This window comes from Micromonospora sp. DT178, assembly GCF_049841695.1.
Taxonomy (GTDB): domain Bacteria; phylum Actinomycetota; class Actinomycetes; order Mycobacteriales; family Micromonosporaceae; genus Micromonospora.
This window is the reverse complement of the sequence record NZ_JBNCKV010000012.1, coordinates 38,177-57,777: the sequence shown is the minus strand read 5'-3', so window position 1 is coordinate 57,777 and position 19,601 is coordinate 38,177. Positions and strand designations below refer to the sequence as shown.

Sequence of the window (19,601 nt, the reverse complement as noted above, 5' to 3'; positions counted from 1 at the left end):
GCGGAAGGCGGGGTGAACTGCCGGCGCCGGTCGGCGGAGGTGACGGCGGAGTCCGCAGTCGACTGCCGGCGACGATCCGCGGAAGCCGGGATGAACGGCCGGCCAACGATCGGCGGTGGCGTGAGCCGAGGGTGGACAGCGCAGAGCACCGCGGCGTGACCCGCGGCCGTGCCGGCCGGGGGCGGTGGTCGAGCGGCGGCGGTCAGCGCCGCCGGGGTCCGGCGGTCAGCGCTGCCGGGGCCTGGGAGGCCGGCGGCCCGGGTCGTCCAGAGCACGCGGCGGTGGGTCCAGGACCGTCGCGCCGGGTCGGTTCATGCGCAGTCGGGCGGCCAGTTCGCTGCGCGAGTTGACGTCCAGCTTCCGGTAGATCCGGGTCAGCCGCTGCTCGATCGCACTGACCGTCAGGAAGAGCTTCTCGGCGATCTCGCGGTTGGTGTGACCCTGGGCGGCGAGGGTGGCCACACTGCACTCCGCGTCGGTCAGCCCCTGGACGACGACCGTCGCGCCGGCACCCCCGGCGGCGCCGCTCCTGGCGGTGGAGAGGCCGGGCCGCAGCATCGGGATCCCGCACTCCTCGGCGAGCATCCGGGCCGACCGCGCCGCGACGCGGGCCTGCCGCCGGTCGCCGACCTGCTGGTAGGCCTGACCGAGGTCGGCCAGGTTGTGCGCGAGCTCCATCCGGTCACCGCACTGCCGCAGCAGGCGGACAGCGCTGCGCAGGTGCGGGATCCGGTCCGGCCCGTCCTCCGTGGCGGCCAGGACCCGCAGGGCGGCGGCCCGGTACCGGACGTGGACGGGACGCAGCCGGGCCAGCTCGTCGCGGACCAACCTGCCGGCCTGCTGGCGGCGGCCCATCCGGAGCAATGCCCGCGCCGACTCGGTCCGCCACGGGACGAGGCCCGAGAAGTCCAGCCGCCAACGGTTCATCAGCTGCCCGCAGAGCTGGAAGTCGGCCAGTGCGGCCTCCGGACTCCCGGCGGCGAGGGCGTGCATCCCGCGGGCCTGCAGGTAGTGCAGCCCGATCGGGGTCTCGAACATCGCCGGGGGCACCGGCACCTGGAGGGAGGCCGCCGCCGCGTCGAGCTGGTCCATGAAGGTGAGGGCCCGTACCCGGACGGCGAGCGGTATGCCGATCACCACCCCCCAGCCCTTCGGTGAGAGCTGGTTCAGCGCCTCGTCGGCCAGCTTCTCCGCTCGGGGCAGGTCGCCGAGCCGTCCGGCGACGGCTGCCCGCAGGGCCGCGAGCGTCGCGGACGGGGTGGGGTAGCGCAGGGTGGCCGGGTTGCGGTTCAGCCGGTCGCACCAGTCGTCGGCCAGGTCCAGCCGGTCGGCGTAGATCATGGCGATGAGGGCGCAGACGGCGGTCCACATGTTCGGCTCGTCGTCCAGCCCGGTGGTCGACAGCGCCCGCTCGGCCTGCTCGACCGCGCCGGCGTCACCGCGGTCGAGTACGGCGGAGAGCAGGGTGGCGCCCTCGATCCCGCGCTTGACCTTGGCCAGCGTGAGCGGGTCCCGGGCGGCCACGCTGGTCGCCGGGCGGTCGACCATCACACCGGGGTAGAGGGTCGACATCCAGGCCGTGGTGACGAGCAGTTCGGCGGCGGACCTCGTGTCCGCTCCTTCGCTCAGGTGGTTGACCAGCTCGACGGCCTTGTCGATCTCGCCGTGCCAGAGCAGGTAGTGGATGGGACCGGCGGCCTGCTGGCTGCCGAGGTGCCCGGCGCGGATGGCGGTGACGACGTCGACCAGGTGGGGGATCGCGGCCTGTGGGTCGAGGCGCCACTCGGCGCGGGCCAGCGCGGAACGGATCCGCGCCCGCAGGCACTCGCCCGCGCAGCCCCGGTGCGCGCGGCGCAGGTATCGCAGCGCGGTCTCCACCTCTCCGTCGCCCAACGCCTGCTCGCCGGCGTCCAGCAGGGTCTGCGCCATCCAGGGCTCGGCCAGCTCGTCGATCCCGACCAGATGCGGCGCGATCCGCGCCGGGACCGCGCCGTCGTCGTGCAGCAGGCAGGCCGCCTCCAGGTGCAGCCGTGCGCGTTCCTCGGCGGTCATCCCGTCGATCACGGCCTGGCTCACCGCCGGATGGCGCAACCCCTGCTCGGTGATGAGCCCCGCGCTGGTCGATTCGTCGATCGCGCCGAGCGCGGTCCGTGACCGTGCGTCCACGAGGTGGGGCAGCAGGTTGCCGTGCAGCGGCTCGCCGGTCACGGCCAGTACCCGGGCGGCGTCGAGCACCAGGTGGTCGCAGCGGTACAGGCAGCTCAGCACGGCCTCCCGGAACGACTCCCCGACCACCGGGCGGTCGGTGGGCCGGGGCGCGGCCGCCTGGTCCTCGGCAAGCGCCTGCACCAGCAGCGGGTTGCCGCCGCTGATCCGGTGGCTCTCCTCGGCGATGGTCCGGGCGACCGGAACGCCGAGTCGCTGGGCGAGCAGTTGGAACGTCCCGTCGGCGGTGAGCAGCGGCAGGCGGATGCGCTGGAGTCTCGCGGGTTGCAGCAGCTCGGCGTGTACGTCGGGCCGCCACGGCCGGGTGCGCGGCGCCTCTGTCAGGATGATCAGCACGGGTAGACCGGAGATTCGGCGGGCCACGTAGTCGAGGCAACGCAGTGACGGCACGTCGGCGTGGTGGACGTCGTCGACCGCGATGACCAGCGGCCCCTGCGCGGTCATCTCCAGCAGGGCCCCACCGATCGCGGCGGTGGCCAGGGCGGTGTCCTCGCCGTCCGTGTCGTCGGCGTCGGCCCAGGTGAGGGCGCCCGCGTCCAGCAGCCGCCCGAGTCGGGCCCAGATGTCGGGACTGCCGGCCCCACTCAACGGCGCCGCCCGGACGAGCTGCCGGACGACCTCCAGCGGGACGGTGCGTTCGGCGCGGGAGGCGCTCGCGCCGAGGACACGCGCCCCGGAGTCGCAGGCCCGCCGGGCGAAGGCCTGCAACAGCGTGGTCTTGCCGGAGCCGACCGGACCGGTCAGCACGGTCACGGTCCGGTTGGTCGGGGAGGCGTCGCTCCGGAACAGGTCCGTCAGCCGGCGTTCCAGCATGCTGAGCAGGCACGACCGCTCGGTCAGCTCCATCGACACGGCCCCCGGAGGAGCGTGCGGTCCGCGGTCACCGGAGGGGCCGCCCGCCCTGCGCGCCCCTGGAGCTCGACGAAATCGGAGACCGGCAATTCTTGACCCATTCCATTATTAGCAAATATAGACGACCGTCGAACATGGCCCGTGAACCATCGACCGACTTGACCTGCTGGATGACTCCGAGTCGCGCTCCCATCAGTGTCGGCGGTATTCCCCGGGCCTCCGGGTCGGCCTCCCCTATCGACCGCCGTGATGGTGGGAGTATGGCAGTTCGGCAATTGGGCGGCAAGCCGAGGTTTGTAAAGGATGGGCAAACATCGGTTCTGTGTCCCGCCGCCCGACCGGGCCTTCGGTGCACGGTTGACAGCGGAAAGTCGCCGGGCGGTCCCGTAACGTGACAGCATGCCGTTGCGGCCCATTGGGCACGCCTTTCCGACCCGCTCGACGATTGGCGGACGCGTTCTTGCGTGCTAGGTGTCCGGTGCGCTTCCGCGGGCGTCGCCGCGAGGGGGCTCCGGTCGTCGACCCGTCGGCGGCGGGCCGCCTCCCGCTGGCGGCGTCCCAGGGCCGTCCCGCCGCGGGGTAGGCCGGAAGCCCCGGAGGTCATCCCGCGTAAGCGCTGCTCAACTCAGTGTCAACATGGCCGACGGCCGGTCCGGCGACCATGTGCGCGGCTCGGCCCGGCGTGGGGGCGCCGACGCGTCCCGCCTGTCGGGGCGGACCGGCAGGGAGCCGCCCCGATCCCTGGCGGGCGGCTCGACAATTGTTAAGGGTTCCCGATTGTTGCGGAGTGCAACATTGTCGGTCCGAGTGCGACTGCGGACCGCCGGGTCGAGACCGGGGATCGGGACTCGGTGCCCGCCGTCGGCGCGCCACTGATTCGGACCTTTGGGAAATTCGCCGATTATGTTGTTAAAAAAGAATTATGCGCCCAGCAATCTGTCGCCGGACGTTGGCGGCGCCGGGTAGCCGACGAAATGCGATCGGACAATGGTGACCGGCATCAATGCATCCACGATTCCATCGCGCCGGCCGACAATTTAGCGCCAAAAGTCGACTCCAATGTCTGCCACTCCGGACGGCTTGTCGTCCATCCATAGTGTCGGCCACGGGAAAGGGCGGCCGGGCCTGCCGCCGCCGAAAACCGGACGAGATCCTGTCCTACCTGGCCTGTCGGCCTCGCAGGGGGCCCCGGGCCGGGCGGCTAGGGGTTGTGCCGGGCCGATAGCCCGGCCTAATTTCGGGGCACCCGTTTCCAACATCGGGATAGCCGGATATGGGGCCGCGCGTGCCCCATGACCTGAAGGGTTCTGTGGCCGTCGTGATGTCCCACCTGCCGCCGCGACTCGTTGCCGCCCTCCGCAGGGGATAGCGCAGATGACACTGCTGCCGGCGCTGCGGGGATTCGGCGCGGACCGGGCCGATGCGGTCACGGTGGCCGGCGGCACGCTCTCCAGCGAGGCCCTGCTCGGCTGCGTCACCGCGGTCGCCGACCGGATCAGGGGCGCGGTCGCGGTCGCGGTCGACGGCACGCCGACCCTGGAGACGGTGGTCGGAATGCTCGGCGCCGTCCACGCGGGCGTCCCGCTCGTACCGCTGCCCCCCGACGCCGACGAGTGCGAACGGGGCCGCATCCTGAGGCAGTCCGGGGCGACGGTGCTCCTCGGCCGTAGCCGGTCCGACACCCACCGGCTCCCCACCGTCCCGGTCGACCTGCGCCAGCGCTCCTCGACCCCGCACCCCGAGCCGGCACCGGGCACCGACGCCGTCATCCTCTACACAGGGGGCGCCGGCGGGCCGCCGCGCGGGGTGCGCATCTCGCGCCGCGCCATCGCCGCCGACCTCGACCTGCTGGCCGACGCGTGGCGGTGGAGCGAGGAGGACGTCGTGGTCCAGGGCGCGCCGCTGTTCCGGGCGTACGGCCTGGTCGTCGGCCTGCTCGGCGCGCTGCGGGTCGGCAGCCGCTTCGTCCACCTCGACCGGAACGCCGCCGCCGGACCGGTCGGCACCATGTATCTGGGGCTGCCCGAACAGTGGGCGAAGATCGCGTTGAACGCCAGGTGGGCCCGGTCGCTGTCGGCGGCGCGGATCCTGGTCTCCGCGGACGCCCCACTGGCCTGTGCCGTGGCCGAACGTCTCCGGCTGCTCACCTCGCACACACCGGTCCAGGCGTACGGCACCACCGAGACGCTCATCGCGCTGACCGGGCGGGCCGGCGACCCCACGGCCGCCGGTGCCGTCGGCACCCCCCTGCCGGGGGTGGAGACCCGGGTGCTGGACCGTGAGGCCCGACCGGTGCCGGCCGACGGCGAGTCGGTCGGCGAGTTGAGCATCTGCGGGCCGACGCTGTTCAGCGGCTACGTCGGGGGCGGGCGGGGTTCTGCCGCCGGTGACTGGCACGCCACCGGCGACCTGGCCACCGTGGCCGCCGACGGCTCGTACCGGATCATCGGGCGGCGCGGGCTCGACGTGGTGCACAGCCGGGGCCGGCGGATGCACGCCGGGCAGATCGAGGAGGCGTTGCTGAGCCATCCCGGGGTCCGGGAGGCCGCCGTCGTCGGCACACCGCACCACGCGCTCGGCGAGCAGGTCACCGCGTACGTCGTCGCCGAGGGGTTGACCGCGCAGATGGTCATCGACCACGTCGGCCGGTACCTCTCGGCGGGTCAACGGCCCCGGCGGGTGCACTTCGTCGACGAGCTGCCGCGCAGCCCGCTCGGCCGGATCAGGAAGTCCCTGCTGATCGCCGCCGGTTGAGCCGACCCGGCCGTGGGCGGGGCCCGGTCGGCCTCCGCCCCGCGCTCAGCCCTCCACCCAGCCGTGCCGCCGCGCCAGATCCAGCATCCGGGCGCGCACCGCCACGATCTGCGCCCCGGTCAGGTCCGACACGGAGGTCACCAGCGCCTCGGTGGTCTCCGTGCAGAAGGCCCGCTCGGAGAGCACGTCGCACAGGCCCTCGTCGTCCTCCGCGCCCTGCCCGCTGTCCCTCCCGCGCCCGCCGGCGAGCGACCCGGCGGCCCGGGAGGGCCCCGCGGCGCCGGCCGGGCCGGTCCGCTCCGCGGCAGCGCCGACCACCCGCACCAGCACGGCCTTGGGGCCACGATCGGTCCCCACCGCCTCGTACTCCACCGGGACACCGGGCGTCAGCGCCCACTTGTCGCCGTCCAGCATGTTCGCGTGCACGAACACGTCGTCGCTGCCGTCGTCCGGGGCGATGAACCCGTAGCCCCGCACCTCGTCGAACCGCACCACCTTGCCAGTGAGCATCGCTTTCCCGCATCCATCCGACCAAGATCCGCGTACCCCGCCCGTGGGACCGGGGCCCGCCCCCAGACTGGCAGCCGCCCGCGCGGCCCGGCACCCGTACCCGACCCCTATGGTGCACGGTACCGCCGGTGCGGGGGCGGCGAGGGTTGCCACAGCGCCTAGCATCGGCGGACGTGATCGAGCAGATCCTGCCCCCCGCCGTGGCGGTGGCCGAGGCCTTCACGGACCCCGCCGGCGTGACCCTGTTCCCCGAGGAAGAGGCGCTGGTGGCCCGGGCGGTGGAGAAGCGTCGCCGGGAGTTCACCACCGTGCGGCACTGCGCCCGCACCGCCCTCGGCGAGCTGGGCCTCGCGCCGGCGCCGATCGTCTCCGGCGCCCGTGGTGCCCCGGTCTGGCCGGCCGGGGTGGTCGGCAGCATGACGCACTGCGACGGCTACCGGGCGGCGGTCCTCGGCCGTACGACCGCCTTCGCCACCCTCGGCGTGGACGCCGAGCCGCACGCGCCGCTGCCCGACGGGGTGCTCGACGCGATCGCCCTGCCGGCCGAGCGGGAGCGCACCGCCACGCTGGGCGCGGCCCGCCCCGCCGTCTGCTGGGACCGCCTGCTGTTCAGCGCGAAGGAGGCGGTGTACAAGGCGTGGTTCCCGCTCACCGGCCGGTGGCTGGACTTCTCCGAGGCGGACATCGTGATCGATCCGGCCGGCACGTTCGAGGCCCGGCTGCTGGTGCCCGGCCCGGTCCTCGGCGGGGCCGAGGTGACGGCCTTCGCCGGCAGGTTCCTGGTCGACCGGGGACTGCTGGCCACCGCGATCAGCATCCCGGCCGTCCAGCCCTAGTCCGCCGTCAGTCTGGTCTTCTGCACCTTGCCGAGGGCGTTGCGGGGCAGCGCGTCGACCAGGCGCACCTCGCGGGGCCGCTTGTGCGCCGACAGGTGCCGGGCCACGAAGTCGATCAGCTCGGCGCCGTCCACCCCGTCGCCCACCACGTACGCGGTGACCTGCTGACCGAGGTCGGGGTGCGGGGTGCCCACCACGGCTGCCTCGCGGACCCCCGGGTGCGCCAGCAGGGCGTCCTCCACCTCGCCCGCGCCGATCCGGTAGCCACCGCTCTTGATCAGGTCGGTGGACGCCCGGCCGACGATCCGGTGCCAGCCGTCCGGGTCGACGGTGGCGACGTCCCCGGTGCGGAACCAGCCGTCCGGGGTGCGGCTCGCCGCGTCGGCGTCCGGGCGGTTCAGGTACCCGTCGAACAGGGTGGGGCCGTCGACCTGGAGCTCGCCCATCGCCGCCCCGTCGGCGGGGAGCGTGGCGCCGTTCTCGTCGACCAGCCGCGTACGCACCCCGGGCAGCGGCAGCCCGACGGTGCCCGGGCGGCGCGGGCCGTCCGCCCGGGCGCTCACCGTGATCAGGGTCTCGGTCATCCCGTACCGCTCGACGGGCCGGTGCCCGGTGAGGGTGGCGAGGTCCGCGAAGACCGCCGCCGGCAGCGCCGCGCTGCCCGAGACCAGCAGCCGCGCCGGGCGCAGCGCCCGTGCCGCGTCCGGGTCGGCGGCGATCCGGGACCACACGGTCGGCACGCCGAAGTACATCGAGCCGTTGGCGGCGGCGTACCGCTCGGGTCGCGGCCGGCCCACGTGGTGCAGCCGGCTGCCAAGCCGCAGCGGCCCGAGCACGCCGAGCACCAACCCGTGCACGTGGAACAGCGGCAGGCCGTGCACCAGCAGGTCGTCCGGCGTCCACGCCCAGGCGTCGGCGAGGCCGTCCAGGCAGGCGGCGACCGCACGGCGGGAGATCACGGCCCCCTTCGGGGCGCCGGTGGTGCCGCTGGTGTAGAGGATCACCGCGGTGCGGGCCGGGTCCGGCTCGGGGTGGACGGTGTCCGAGCGCCGGGTCAGGTCGACGGGCACGACGGCCCGGCCCGCGTCCCCGGCGGCAGGCTCCGCGCCGGCCGGGACCAGCAGCGCCGTCGACCCCGAGTCGCGCAGGATGTGGTCGCGCTCCATCGGCCCGGCGTCCGGCGGGACCGGAACGACCGCCGCTCCGGCGGTCAGCGCGCCGACCACCCCGACCACCGTCTCCAGGGTGGCGGTGGCCTCGATCGCCACCCGGTCGACGCCGCGCAGCTCGTCGGCGACCGCCGCGGCCAGGCGCCGCAGCTCCACCCAGGACACCGCCCGGTCGTCGACCCGGATCGCGTCCGGACGCTCGTCGGTGCCTCTCGCGAGCCAGCTCAGCAGCGGCATGGTGCGACCCCTCTCCAGCGGCTCGGGCCCGGCCGGGCGCGCCGGCGCCCGACGGTGGGCACCCGGAACGCCGGTAGGGTCGGTGGGCGCGGCGGATCCGGGGCGGTCGCGCGCCGCGCCGGCGGGCCCGGAACGACGTCCTGACCGTAGTCGGGGCTCCCGGGGCCGGCCACCCCTACGGGCGGGCGCGGGCGGGTCGGACGGGAGGTGGCGTCGGTGGTCGCGGAGGCGGCGGCGTGGACGGCGGTACCGGGCGGTGTCCGGGCCGTGGTGCTCGACCTCGACGGGGTGCTGGTCGACAGCCTCGCCGTGGCCAGGGAGGCGTTCGCCCTCGCGTACGCCGAGGTGGTCGGCGGCGGCGTCGCCCCGGTCGAGGAGTACTGCCGCCACCCGGGGCGGTACCTGCCGGAGGTGCTGGAGCTGATGGGCCTGCCGGCGGCGCTGGCCGGACCCTTCGTGCGGGAGAGCAACCGCCTCGCGCACCGGGTCACCCCCGTCGACGGGGTGCCGGAGCTGCTCGGCACCCTGCGCGGGCGGGGGATCGGGCTGGCCGTGGCCACCGGCCGCAGCGGAGTCCGCGCCCGCGACCTGCTCGGCCGGCTCGGTCTGCTGCCGCTGGTCGACCACGTGGTGGGCTCGGACGAGGTGCCCCGGCCGAAGCCCGCTCCGGACATCGTGCGGCGGGCGCTGCGGCTGCTCGGGGCCCGGCCCGGTGAGGCGCTGATGGTCGGCGACGCGCCCAGCGACCTGGCCAGCGCGCGGGCGGCGGGGGTGCTGGCGGTGGCCGCGCTGTGGGGCGAGTCCGACGAGGAGACCCTGCGTGCCGCCGGCCCGGACGTCGTCCTGACCCGACTCGACGAGCTGCTGCCGTTCTGCCCGGCCCGTCGGTGACCGGCACGCGTGGACGGACACCTGCGGTGACCGGTCGGCACCCCTGCCCCCGCGCCGCGTTCGCGGTCGGCACCCCTGTCCCGGGCCGATTCCCGGTTCGATACCCCCGATTTGTCAGCTGATCAGTTGATCGACGCATCGGTTGGCCGGATGATGTCGGGCGTCGGTCGGCCTGGCTCCGGCCGGCACCGGCCCGTTCCCGCAAGCCGACGCCGCGATCAGCCGAGGGGTCCCGCCCTTCTCGACGGCAACCCGCACGTGAAGGAGGACCACCCCCCATGCCGGTCATCGAAGTCGATCATCTGCAGAAACGGTACGGCGAGAAGATCGCGGTCGACGACGTCTCCTTCACCGTGGAACAGGGCGAGATCTTCGGCGTGCTCGGCCCGAACGGGGCCGGCAAGACCACCACGGTCGAGTGCGTGCAGGGGTTGCGTCGTGCCGACGGCGGCACCATCCGGGTGCTCGGGCTCGACCCGATCCGCGACCGCACCGAGGTGCGGCAGCGCGTCGGCGCCCAGCTCCAGGAGAGCCAGCTGCCGGACAAGGTGCGGGTGTGGGAGGCGCTGGACCTGTACCGGTCCTTCTACCGTAACCGCGCCGACATCGACGAGCTGCTGACCGACCTCGGCCTGGCCGAGCAGCGCAACACCTACTTCCAGAAGCTCTCCGGCGGGCAGAAGCAGCGGTTGTCGGTGGCGCTGGCACTGGTCGGCAGGCCGGAGGTCGCCATCCTCGACGAGCTGACCACCGGCCTCGACCCGCAGGGTCGCCGGGACACCTGGGACCTGGTCGAGCGGATCCGCGACCGGGGCGTCACCGTCGTGCTGGTCACCCACTTCATGGAGGAGGCGCAACGCCTCTGCGACCGGCTCGCGATCATCGACAAGGGGCGGGTGGTGGCCATCGACAGCCCCGCCGGCCTGCTCACCCGGGTCGGCAGCGAGCACCGGGTGTACTTCCGTCCCGCCGAGCCGGTCGAGGACGCCCTGCTGCTCGCGGCGCCCGACGTGACGGGGGTGTCCCGCCACGGCGACGAGGTGACGGTGACCGGCACGAAGGACGTGCTCCAGTCGGTCATGTCCGTGCTCAACGGGCGCGGGATCGAGTACACGGCGCTCCGCGTCGAGCAGCCCACCCTCGACGACGCGTTCGTCTCCCTCACCGGCCGTTCGGGCCGGACCGCCGCGCAGTCCCCGACCGACGGGAGGTCGTCGTGAGCGCCCTGTCCAAGCTGATCGCCGTGGAGACGAAGCTGTTCCTCCGGGAGCCGGTGTCGTTGTTCTTCGTCTTCGCCCTGCCGATCGGCCTGATGCTGGTCTTCGGGCTGCCGCAGCGCGCCGGCACGGCCGCCGACACCGGCCAGCACGCCGAGCAGACCTTCCTGCCGTCCCTGGCGCTGGCCCTGACCATCGGCATGCTCGCGCTCTTCACCCTGCCGATGGCGCTGGGCATCTACCGGGAACGCCGGGTGCTGCGCCGCCTGGCGACCACCCCGGTGCAGCCCGGCCTCCTGCTGGTGGCCCAGGTGGTGGTCAACCTCGTGATGGGCGTCCTCGGGGCGGTGGTCACCGCGATCGCCGTACGCTTCCTGCTGGACCAGCCGGCGCCGGCCAACGTTCCCGGGTTCGTGCTGGCCTTCCTTCTCGGGGTGGCGTGCCTCTTCGCCGTCGGTCTGCTGATCGCGGCGCTGGCGCCGTCCGCCAGGGCGGCGCAGTCGATCGGCCCCGCGCTGTTCTTCCCGCTGCTCTTCCTGGCCGGTGCCTGGCTGCCCCGGGACCGGATGCCGAGCGCGCTGGCCGCCATCGCCGACTACTCGCCGCTGGGTGCCACGGTGGACACGCTCGGTGCGGCGTGGGCGGGCGCCAATCCGGAGCTGCCGCAGCTGATCGCCCTGGCGGTGACGGCCGTGGTCGGCTCCGTGGCGGCCACCCGGTTCTTCCGCTGGGAGTGATCCTCCGCACTCTCGTGGTCGGTGCGGGGGATGTCGTGGCTGCCCAGGGCCGTTCCTAGGGGTGCCCTAAGGGTGTCCGCCAAATGTGATCTGGATTACGTTCGGAGCAGAACGGGCGGCCGGTCACCGGACAAGGACGTTCGAGCGCGAAGCGTCCGTTCACCCGGCAACGGGTGTCGTCAGGCCTGTGTGGACGCGTCCGCCGCCGTGCGGCGGCTCGTCCGAGGTGTGCGGAATGCGACGGAGGTCGTGCCATGAAGGACGTTTCGCAAGCTGATCCGGTCACCCGGGACGCAGTCGGCGTCATCGACGTCGTCCTGGAGGGCGGTCCGGTCGATCTGCCGGCCGACCTGCGCAGCCGCCAGGTGGCGCGGGCGGAGGAGAAGATCAAGGTCCTGCACTACGGCGGGTACGAGCACTTCGAACGGGGCGCCACCCCGCCGGCGGTCGACCTTCCGGTGGTCTTCCGCTGGACCGGTCGGACCCGGATCGCCGAGTAGGGGAAGGGCGGCACCAGTCACATGAGGGCACAGAACCACCGGCCGGGTCCCCACCTGACGGTCAGCGACACGAACGAGGCCATCGCCTTCTACACGGATGTCTTCGACGCCGTCGCGATCGAGCGGGAGTGCCTGCTCGACGGGCGCGTACTGCACGCGGAACTGGCCGTCGGCGGCCACCGCCTGACCGTCAGCGAGTGGTACGAGGCGGGCACGCCGTCGACGGCCGAGGGCCGCGACGACGTGTTGACCATCGAGCGGACCGACCCCGAGTCGGTGCTGCGGCGGGCGGTGGCCGCCGGTGCCCGCGTGGAGACCCCGGCGGATCCGTCGCGCCAGGTGACGCTGCGCGATCCCGCCGGCCTGTGCTGGGCCGTCGTCGGCCCGCAGCGGGCGGCGTAGGCGAACGCCCGCAACGCCCACCGCTGCGGCGGGCCGGCGGTCATCCCGCCGGCCGGGAGCGGTGGGCGTTGCGGGTGCGCAGGGCGAAGAAGAGCGCCGCGGCCCGGCGGACCTCACCCGGTCGCCGCGGATCCGTGGCGATCTCGTGCAGCAGGTCCCGGTCGGCCCGGTCCGCCGCCAGCGTCGTCAACAGCGAGAAGCACTCCCGGGCGGCGTCCCGGCCGCCGGGACCGTCCGCACCGCCGGACCAGTGGGTGAGCAGCGCCGCCAGCACGTCCGCCCGGAACGACGGCGCGCCGGCGGCGGCCGTGCCCCGGCCGGCGAGCAGGTGACCGGCGGCGATCGCCCCGACCGGCTCGGTCAGCCGGGCACGCAGGAAGGCCGGCGTGACGGCGGCCCGGCTGATCGCCTGCAACGCGACGAACCGCGCCGAGCCGGTGTTCATCAGCGTCACCCACTCGTCCGGCCGCCAGTCGCGGGCGAGCGGCCCGGCGGCAAGGTACTCCACCAGGCTGGGCCAGACCGACGCCAGGGCGTGGCGGTCGGCCCGGAAGAGGTCGGTGGCGAGCAGGATCTGCCGTACGTGCGCGGGCCAGTCGGGCAGCACCGTCGCCGGGGCAGCCGGGGCGTGGGCCGCCGACCAGTCCACGACCGCCGCCACCGGGTCGCGCCCGGCGACGGCGGCGGTCGCTGCCACCTCGACGAGGTCGGTGTGCCGGGTGTCCAGCCAGGCGGCGACGGCCGCGCCCTCGGGCGGACTGCGCCGCAGCGCCGCGCAGGCGGCGTCGAGGCTGGTCCGGCCGCCGCGCAGCAGGGCGCGGACGAACTCGTCGAGCAGGGCGGCCGGGCCCGGCCGCGTGGCCGCCTCCGCCTGCCCGCCCTCCCAGACCAGCACCGCGACGGTGGCGGTGAGCGGATTGTGCACCGGCTCGGTGATGCGCTGGGCGTGGGTCCAGTCCAGGAAACTGCGGGCCGTGGCGCCGTCGGGGAACCAGCGGGCCGCCAGCAGCGCCACGTCCGCGTCGGTGAAGTGCGCCAGGTGGTACGCCGGATAGCCGTCGCCCAGCACGGCCAGCTCGTCCTCCGCCAGGTGCCGCGTGGTCACCAGGACCCGCCAGGGCCTCGGCGGACCGGACGGGCCGGGGGAGCGGGCCAGCTCCGCGAGGCGGTTGAGGACGACGGCCCGCTCGTCCGGGTCGGCGACGGCGTCGAGCGCGTCGACGCAGACCAGCCACCGCCGGCCGGGGGCGGGGGCCTGCTCGACGTCGAGCGGGACGCCCTCCCGCGGGTACGCCTCGGCGAGCGCCGCGGGCAGCGTCTGGTGCACCAGGGCGGTGGCCGGCAGGCTCACCAGCACCGGACCGGGCGGCGAGCGCCGGCGTCGGCCGCGCCCGGCGAGCCACCGCCGCGCCGACCGGGCGCTCTCGTAGCGGACGAGCGCCGTCTTCCCGCTGCCCGGCTCCCCGATCAGCAGCACGTTGCCGGTGCCGGTGAGCAGGTCCGCCACGTCGACGCCGTCGCCGGACGGGGCGAGTCGCGGCACCGCGCGGCGCGGCACGTACACCTCGGACAGCGGTTTGACGTACCCCCCGAAGCGGTGTGGGTGGACGATGCCGGCGTCCGCCTCGCCGCGCCAGACCGGGCGCAACGAGGTCCACCAGCCGCGCCGGCCCCGGGTGTGGCGGCGCACGGCGACGACCGCGGTGGCGAGCGCCAGGGTGCCGCTGACGACGCTGGCGACCTTGTCCGAGACGTCCAGGTCCATCGGCGGTCAGGACCGCCCGGCGGGCCGGTCCGCCGACAGGTGGTGGGCGCCGCATCCCTCGCAGTACGCGCCGCTCTGCTCCTCGCCGCAGTGCCGCCACGGCGCGGGCGGTCCGGCCGGCTTGTCCCGCTGCGCCGGCGGCTCCTGCGGTCCCCACCGGGACGTGTGGTGGGCCACGACCAGGGAGGACTGCGTGAGTCGGGCGTCGACGTCGGGCTTGAGGCGGACCCGGCCGCCGGCGGCGTCCAGGACGTCCACGACGCGGGCGAGCAGGGCGACGTCGTCGTCGCGGCCCGAGGCGTGGGCGAGCGCCACCGCGCGCCCGAGGTGCTCCTCCGCCTCGGTGACCCGGCCCGCCCGGGCGGCCGCCAGCCCCCGTTGGACCGCCGCCGCGTAGTCCTGCTGGCGGGTGTAGTACGCGACGCTCTCGTTGATCTCCGAGTAGCGCAGGGCGTCCTCGGTCCACTCCACGTCGAGCGGCGCCTCCACCGGCGTGGTGTCCGCCCCCGCGTGGACGCTCAACCAGCCGATGCGCCGCCGGGCCCCGGGCGCCATCGCGTCGACCTCCAGGGCGATGTGGTAGTCCCGCTGGTCGTGCGGGCTCCACGCGCCGACCGGGTAGTCGGTGCCCAGCTCGCCGGCCGGCTCGCCGCGCCCGCTCAGGTCGGCCAGTGCCGGGTGCACCTGCTTGACGAAGCGGACCCGGGCCAGCCCGGTCGTGCGCACCCGGAGCCGGACGTCGGGGACCCGCCGGGACATCGCGCGGGTCAGCACCGCCCGGAAGTCGGCGGCGAGCCCGGTGAGGTCCTCGACCGGCACGACGGGGTTGGCGCCCAACGCCTCCGCGATGCCGAGCAGCTCCGCCGCGTCCCAGTCGTGCACGCCGTCGGCGGAGCCGATGGCGCGGCAGTCGACGGTGAACCGGCCCACGCAGTCGTCGACCGCCGCCCGCAGGTCGGCGGGGCGCTGGGACTCGTTGCGCCCGTCGGTGAGCAGGATGACGTGCCCGATCGCGTCCGGTCGCGTGGCCAGCAGGTGACGGGCCAGCAGCAGCCACGTGCCGATGGCGGTGCCGCCGTGCGGCGCCACGTGCCGCAGCGCGTTGCGGGCGGCGGCCCGGGTGGTCTCGTCGGCGACCGCCAGCCGCCGGTCGCCCGGGTAGACCATGGTGGCGTGGGCGGTGCCGGACACCACCGCGAACGCGACCCCGTCGGGCAGGGCGTCGATGGCCGCGGCGGTGGCCTGCCGGGCGGCGCGCATCTTGGCCTGGGGCGCGCCCATCGAGCCCGAGGAGTCGAGCAGGATCACCTCCGCGAGGTCGTCGTGCCGGACGTCCGCGTGGACGGGTTCCTCGCCCCGGACGGTGGCGACCACGTCGAGGACCGCCCCGTCGGCGGAGACGCACTCGGTGTGGTGCACACGCAGCCGCAGCGGCAGATCGTTGGCGGGGGACACGGGTGACCTCTTTCCGTCGGGGCCGGCGGCCGGGATCACCACCACGTCACCGGCCGGTACGCGTTGGCCAGTTCGACGAGCGCGATCCGTTCGCGCCGGTCGGCGGTGCGCCGGGCGCGGGAGCGGCAGCGGCGCTCGAAGGCGCGGCGGAGGGCGTCCTCGTCGAGCCGGTGACCGAACAGCCGCCGGCCGCCGTGGCGACCCTCGGTCAGGTCGCAGTCCAGCGCGATCCGCAGGATGTGCGCCTCCACCTCCTCGCGTTCGCCGAACGGGGGCAGCTTGTCGACGATCGCGGCGGCGTCGAGCGCCGTGTCGAGCCGGTGCCCGTCGTCCGGCGCGTCGAGCAGGATCCGCACCGCGCAGGTCACCGCCGCCGTCGAGGCGCGGGAGGACTCCGGCACCCGCAGCAGGGCGTCCGCCGCGCTGCGCGCGTCCGCCGTCTCCAGCAGGCAGCGGGCCAGCCCGAACGCCGCGCCCACCACGCCCGGGTCGGCGTCCCACACCCCCCGGTAGTGGTCGGCCGCCGTGCGCGGGTCACCGTCGAGTTCGCAGGCCACCGCGTACGCGAGCCGCGTGGACACCTCGCCGGGCAGCCAGCCGTAGACCTGTCCGAACCAGCGTCGGGCGGTGGCGCCGTCCCGCCCCACCAGGGCCACCAGGCCGCGGTGCCACCACAGTGCCCAGTCCCGCAACTCCTCGGGGAAGTCGGCGAGCAACGGGCCGGCCTCGTCCACCCGCCCGGTGGCGAGGTGGGCCCGGACGGCGCGGTAGGTCACCTGGGCGGTCCGTTCCGGGGCGGTCCGCAACAGCTCGATGAGCTCAGCCGGGTCGGCGGAGCCGAGCGAGGCGAGGAACCCGGCGGCCGGGTCGGCGCCGTCGACCAGGGGTACGGGCAGGCCGAGCATGATCTCCACGACGTCCAGGGCGTCGCGGTCGGTGTGCAGGGCGAAGGCGCACGCGGACGGGCTGAACAGGGTGGACCGGGTCGGCCGGGGCACGCCGTCGGTCGCCGAGCTGACCTGGCGTCGTACCCCACGGACCTGTTCGCGCATCTCGGCCGCCGAGGCGAACCGGTCCTCCGGTTCGGCGGCGGTGGCGCGGGCGAGCAGCCGCAGGAACGGGTCGAGCCGCGCGGGCACGGGCAGCCGCAGCACGTCCTGCCCCGGCGGGATCCGGGTCACCTCGGTGGAGCGGGGCACCAGGGTCAGCGCGGCCAGCGTCCGGCCGACGGTGTAGAGGTCCGACCGCACGCTCGGACCGGCGGGTCCCAGCCGCTCCACCTCCGGCGCGGTGTAGCCCACGGTGCCCCACGCCGGGCTCACCGTGTTGTCGATCCGGCGGGCCGCGCCGAAGTCGACCAGCTTGATCGGGTCGTTGGTGCCCTGGCCGCCGACCCGCATCACGTTCTCGGGCTTCAGGTCGCAGTACAGCCACCCCTGGTCGTGCAGGTACTCGAAGGCGTCGAGGATCTGCACGGCGTAGCCCAGCGCCTGCGCCGCGTCCACGGCGCAGGACCCGCCGCCCGGGCCGGCCGCGCTGCGCGCCTCCTCCAGGGTGCCGCCGTTGACGTACTCCATCACCAGGTAGCCGGCGTCCCGGTCGGACTCGGGCCGCAGCGCGTGGGTGATGGTGACGATCCTCGGGTGGTTCAGCGCGATCAGCGCCTGCCGTTCGGCGACGAACGCCGCGATGGCCTCCCGGTCCTCCGGGTTGCGCTGCCCCTTCAGCACCCGCCAGGCGCCGTCCATGTCCTCGTCCCGGGCGAGGAACACCCAGCCGACCCCGCCGTTGCCCAGGCAGCCCTCGATCCGGTAGCGCCCGGCGCGCAGGTCGCCGTCGGCCAGGGGCGGGGTGAAGGAGTACCGGGTGCCGCAGTCGGGGCAGAAGCCGGCGACTCGGGGCAGCCGGGGACCGCGGTGGCGGGGGCACCTGGTGTTGCCGCAGTAGCGGGAGTGCTCGGGCACGACCGGCTGCGACACCACCGCCGTCAGGGGGTCGTGGGGCCGCGCGGTCGGCAGCACGGCCGGTCGCTCCCACGGCCGGGACGTCGTCCGCAGCGGCCGTGGGTCGGCCTCCGCGAGCCGGACCGGCCCGCCGACGGCGCCGGGCCCGGCACCCGCGCCGGCCCCGACGCACTCGTGCCCCCACAGCCGGCAGAACCCGTCCTGGTCGACGGTGCCCGGGCAGTTGCGTTCCGCGCAGCCGCGGCTCGCCGTCATCGCGTACCCCCGTTCACGGTCCGCTGGTAGGCCCGTACCGCCCGGCTCGCGGCGGTGACGGCGAAGGCGTCGGGGCGCAGCGCGGCGAGCGCCTCCCGGTAGGCCCGCTCGACCTGCGGATGCTCGGCCCGGCCCTCGTCGGCGGCCTTCTGCCGGTACGCCTCCAGCCGGCCGGTCAGCTCCGCGTGGCAGCCCCGGCGCAGCCGGCGCCGCGCGGTGTCGGTCCGCTCGACCGCGCGGTCGACGGCGGCCCGCAGGGACCCGTCGTCGTGTTCCGGCTGGACGTCCCCCCGCCACCACTGGCCACGGCCCGCCGCCTCGGCGGCGGTCAGCCGGTCCAGCAGCCCGTCGACCGCGAGCGCCGCCAGGGGATCCGTCCCGTCGCCCAGCCCTTCGCCGGCGGCCTCCGTCGCGAGCTGCCGGAGCCGCTCGACGGAGGAGCGCAGCCGCTGGGCCCGGACCGCCAGTCGGTCGCGGCCGTACGCGTCGACGATCCGGCGGATCCGGGCCACGTGTTCGCGGGCCGCGACCAGGATCTCCTGGACACCCATCGCCTGCACCTGCACCGGCTCGCCGGTGGCCGCGGTGAACCGGACCTGGCACGGGTCGGCCAGCAGCCGGGCCAGGGCCTGCTCGCCCGCGTCCGTCGACCGGTCGATCCCGTCGAGGTCGTCCACCAGCCGGTCGAGGGCCAGCGACAGGCAGCCGAGCCGGTGCAGCAGCTCCCGGGCCTCCTGCGCGGGCGCGGCGGCCGGACCGTCGGGCTGCCGGAAGGCGTCCGTCACCAGTTGCTGCACGTCGAGCAGGTGCTCGCAGACCCAGGCGTGCGCGGCCAGGGTGGCGTCGAGACTCTCCCGCACGGCCATTCGCCCACCGCCCATCAGTCGGCCGGCCGGGGGGTGGCCGGCGCGGGGTCCGGTGGCGGCCACACGGTGGTGACCGGCCCCGGCGACGGCATGCCCCGGTCCCGGTGGCCGGCGAGCCACCGGTCGTGGGCCTGCTGCCACACCACGGCCGTACGCGGCTGCGCCAGCACGTGGTTGACGAACGCGACCAGGTCCCGGCCGTCGGTCAGGCGGAACGCGAAGGCGTGCGGCTCGTCGGTGAACCACGTGCAGTTCTCGTCGCGGTGGTACGCGCAGGACCGCCGTTCCGACCGGGGCGCCTCGGTCACCAGCGTCGTGTCCGGGGCCATCCGGGCGAAGCCCAGCAGGATGTTGTCGTCGGTGCTGACCCCGTCGACCTGGCCCTGACGCAGCATGACCAGGCAGTCGACCGGGTGCGGAGCGTGCACCGGGACCGGCCGCAGGCCTCCCGTGGTGCGGTAGCCGGCGATCATCGCCAGCGAGGTGGTGTTCGTGGCGGCGCAGACCCGCCGGCCGCCGAGCTGTTCCATGCCCGCGAACTCGGGCGTGCCGTCGGCGTGCCTGCGGACCAGCACCGTCTGCCCGGAGTCGAGGTAGTCGTTGGAGAACAGCACCCGCCGGGCCCGCTCGCAGGACGCGGTCAGCGACGTGGCGACGACGTCGATCTCACCCTTGTCGAGCATGGTGAAGGCGCCCTGACCGGGCGGCACCGCCTTGAAGGTGAGCCGGTTGCGCGGGTCGTCGGCCGGCCAGAGGGCGCGGGCCACCGCCAGCATCAGCTCGATGTTGAAACCCTCGAACCGCTGGGTGCTGGCGTCCCAGTGGCTCATGGTGGCGTCGGACGGGTCCACGCCCGCGACCAGTGCGCCCCTGTCGAGGATCCGGCGCGGCGGCGTCGGATTGGGCGGGAGGCTGCTGCGCACCGGGCAGACCCCGCCGGTCGCGTCGGTGGTCGGCGTCGTGGC

Annotated in this window: 15 protein-coding genes; 7 read left to right on the top strand and 8 right to left on the bottom strand. The window is 74.9% G+C overall.

Going from position 1 to position 19,601, the window contains the following annotated elements; translation table 11 throughout:
- Positions 1 to 225: 225 nt before the first annotated feature.
- Positions 226 to 3,072, bottom strand: coding sequence for an AAA family ATPase (locus tag ACLQ22_RS22185; RefSeq protein ID WP_425694022.1), 2,847 nt, complete (start codon positions 3,070 to 3,072; stop codon positions 226 to 228).
- Positions 3,073 to 4,452: 1,380 nt separating this feature from the next.
- Here ACLQ22_RS22185 and ACLQ22_RS22180 point away from each other — a divergent pair.
- Positions 4,453 to 5,832: an AMP-binding protein gene (locus ACLQ22_RS22180; protein ID WP_425694002.1), complete on the top strand. Its 1,380-nt coding sequence runs from the start codon at positions 4,453 to 4,455 to the stop codon at positions 5,830 to 5,832.
- Positions 5,833 to 5,877: 45 nt separating this feature from the next.
- On the opposite strand, the gene ACLQ22_RS22175 is transcribed toward ACLQ22_RS22180, so the two are convergent.
- Positions 5,878 to 6,342 carry a cold-shock protein gene (locus ACLQ22_RS22175; protein WP_425694001.1) on the bottom strand — a complete coding sequence of 155 codons (465 nt, stop codon included), beginning with the start codon at positions 6,340 to 6,342 and terminating at the stop codon, positions 5,878 to 5,880.
- A 173-nt stretch (positions 6,343 to 6,515) separates the two neighbouring features.
- Here ACLQ22_RS22175 and ACLQ22_RS22170 point away from each other — a divergent pair, with 173 nt between their 5' ends.
- Positions 6,516 to 7,178: a 4'-phosphopantetheinyl transferase family protein gene (locus ACLQ22_RS22170; RefSeq protein WP_425694000.1), complete on the top strand. Its 663-nt coding sequence runs from the start codon at positions 6,516 to 6,518 to the stop codon at positions 7,176 to 7,178.
- On the opposite strand, the gene ACLQ22_RS22165 is transcribed toward ACLQ22_RS22170, so the two are convergent.
- Positions 7,175 to 8,584, bottom strand: coding sequence for an acyl-CoA synthetase (locus tag ACLQ22_RS22165; RefSeq protein ID WP_425693999.1), 1,410 nt, complete (start codon positions 8,582 to 8,584; stop codon positions 7,175 to 7,177). The two genes, ACLQ22_RS22170 and ACLQ22_RS22165, sit on opposite strands and share 4 nt — an antisense overlap.
- A 207-nt stretch (positions 8,585 to 8,791) precedes the next feature.
- On the opposite strand from ACLQ22_RS22165, the gene ACLQ22_RS22160 reads away from it, so the two are divergent.
- The 5 genes from ACLQ22_RS22160 (at position 8,792) to ACLQ22_RS22140 (ending at position 12,331) form a co-directional block, all read left to right on the top strand.
- On the top strand, positions 8,792 to 9,475 hold the full coding sequence (locus tag ACLQ22_RS22160) for an HAD-IA family hydrolase (RefSeq protein ID WP_425693998.1): 684 nt from the start codon (positions 8,792 to 8,794) through the stop codon (positions 9,473 to 9,475).
- A 278-nt stretch (positions 9,476 to 9,753) separates the two neighbouring features.
- Entirely contained in the window at positions 9,754 to 10,695 is a 942-nt protein-coding gene (locus ACLQ22_RS22155; RefSeq protein ID WP_425693997.1) for an ATP-binding cassette domain-containing protein, read from the top strand.
- Positions 10,692 to 11,429 carry an ABC transporter permease gene (locus ACLQ22_RS22150; RefSeq protein WP_366642622.1) on the top strand — a complete coding sequence of 246 codons (738 nt, stop codon included), beginning with the start codon at positions 10,692 to 10,694 and terminating at the stop codon, positions 11,427 to 11,429. Before ACLQ22_RS22155 ends, ACLQ22_RS22150 begins: the two co-directional genes overlap by 4 nt.
- A 254-nt stretch (positions 11,430 to 11,683) precedes the next feature.
- Positions 11,684 to 11,929, top strand: coding sequence for a DUF5988 family protein (locus tag ACLQ22_RS22145; protein ID WP_421449133.1), 246 nt, complete (start codon positions 11,684 to 11,686; stop codon positions 11,927 to 11,929).
- Positions 11,930 to 11,950: 21 nt separating this feature from the next.
- Positions 11,951 to 12,331 (top strand): VOC family protein, encoded by a 381-nt coding sequence (locus tag ACLQ22_RS22140; RefSeq protein ID WP_366642620.1) that lies wholly within the window; start codon positions 11,951 to 11,953, stop codon positions 12,329 to 12,331.
- Between the two features lie 40 nt (positions 12,332 to 12,371).
- On the opposite strand, the gene ACLQ22_RS22135 is transcribed toward ACLQ22_RS22140, so the two are convergent.
- Genes ACLQ22_RS22135 through ACLQ22_RS22115 form a run of 5 tightly spaced genes read right to left on the bottom strand, consistent with a single transcriptional unit; the run spans position 12,372 to position 19,559 of the window.
- Positions 12,372 to 14,096: a hypothetical protein gene (locus ACLQ22_RS22135; protein WP_425693996.1), complete on the bottom strand. Its 1,725-nt coding sequence runs from the start codon at positions 14,094 to 14,096 to the stop codon at positions 12,372 to 12,374.
- Between the two features lie 6 nt (positions 14,097 to 14,102).
- Positions 14,103 to 15,551, bottom strand: a complete 1,449-nt coding sequence (locus ACLQ22_RS22130; protein WP_425693995.1) for a VWA domain-containing protein — start codon at positions 15,549 to 15,551, stop codon at positions 14,103 to 14,105.
- A gap of 35 nt (positions 15,552 to 15,586) precedes the next feature.
- Positions 15,587 to 17,770, bottom strand: coding sequence for a tetratricopeptide repeat protein (locus tag ACLQ22_RS22125; protein ID WP_425693994.1), 2,184 nt, complete (start codon positions 17,768 to 17,770; stop codon positions 15,587 to 15,589).
- A complete protein-coding gene (locus ACLQ22_RS22120; protein ID WP_425693993.1) occupies positions 17,767 to 18,636 on the bottom strand; it encodes a hypothetical protein in 870 nt (289 codons plus the stop codon). Before ACLQ22_RS22120 ends, ACLQ22_RS22125 begins: the two co-directional genes overlap by 4 nt.
- Before the next feature lie 14 nt (positions 18,637 to 18,650).
- The gene (locus ACLQ22_RS22115) at positions 18,651 to 19,559 is read right to left on the bottom strand and encodes a transporter substrate-binding domain-containing protein (protein WP_425693992.1); all 909 of its coding nucleotides are present in this window, start codon (positions 19,557 to 19,559) and stop codon (positions 18,651 to 18,653) included.
- Between the last annotated feature and the right edge of the window lie 42 nt (positions 19,560 to 19,601).

Coding starts and splice junctions, on each gene's coding strand:
- ACLQ22_RS22155 (WP_425693997.1), top strand. CDS start 9,754: ATGCCGGTCATCGAAGTCGATCATCTGCAGAAACGGTACGGCGAGAAG.
- ACLQ22_RS22175 (WP_425694001.1), bottom strand. CDS start 6,342: ATGCTCACTGGCAAGGTGGTGCGGTTCGACGAGGTGCGGGGCTACGGG.
- ACLQ22_RS22140 (WP_366642620.1), top strand. CDS start 11,951: ATGAGGGCACAGAACCACCGGCCGGGTCCCCACCTGACGGTCAGCGAC.
- ACLQ22_RS22120 (WP_425693993.1), bottom strand. CDS start 18,636: ATGGCCGTGCGGGAGAGTCTCGACGCCACCCTGGCCGCGCACGCCTGG.
- ACLQ22_RS22125 (WP_425693994.1), bottom strand. CDS start 17,770: ATGACGGCGAGCCGCGGCTGCGCGGAACGCAACTGCCCGGGCACCGTC.
- ACLQ22_RS22180 (WP_425694002.1), top strand. CDS start 4,453: ATGACACTGCTGCCGGCGCTGCGGGGATTCGGCGCGGACCGGGCCGAT.
- ACLQ22_RS22165 (WP_425693999.1), bottom strand. CDS start 8,584: ATGCCGCTGCTGAGCTGGCTCGCGAGAGGCACCGACGAGCGTCCGGAC.
- ACLQ22_RS22135 (WP_425693996.1), bottom strand. CDS start 14,096: ATGGACCTGGACGTCTCGGACAAGGTCGCCAGCGTCGTCAGCGGCACC.
- ACLQ22_RS22145 (WP_421449133.1), top strand. CDS start 11,684: ATGAAGGACGTTTCGCAAGCTGATCCGGTCACCCGGGACGCAGTCGGC.
- ACLQ22_RS22185 (WP_425694022.1), bottom strand. CDS start 3,072: ATGGAGCTGACCGAGCGGTCGTGCCTGCTCAGCATGCTGGAACGCCGG.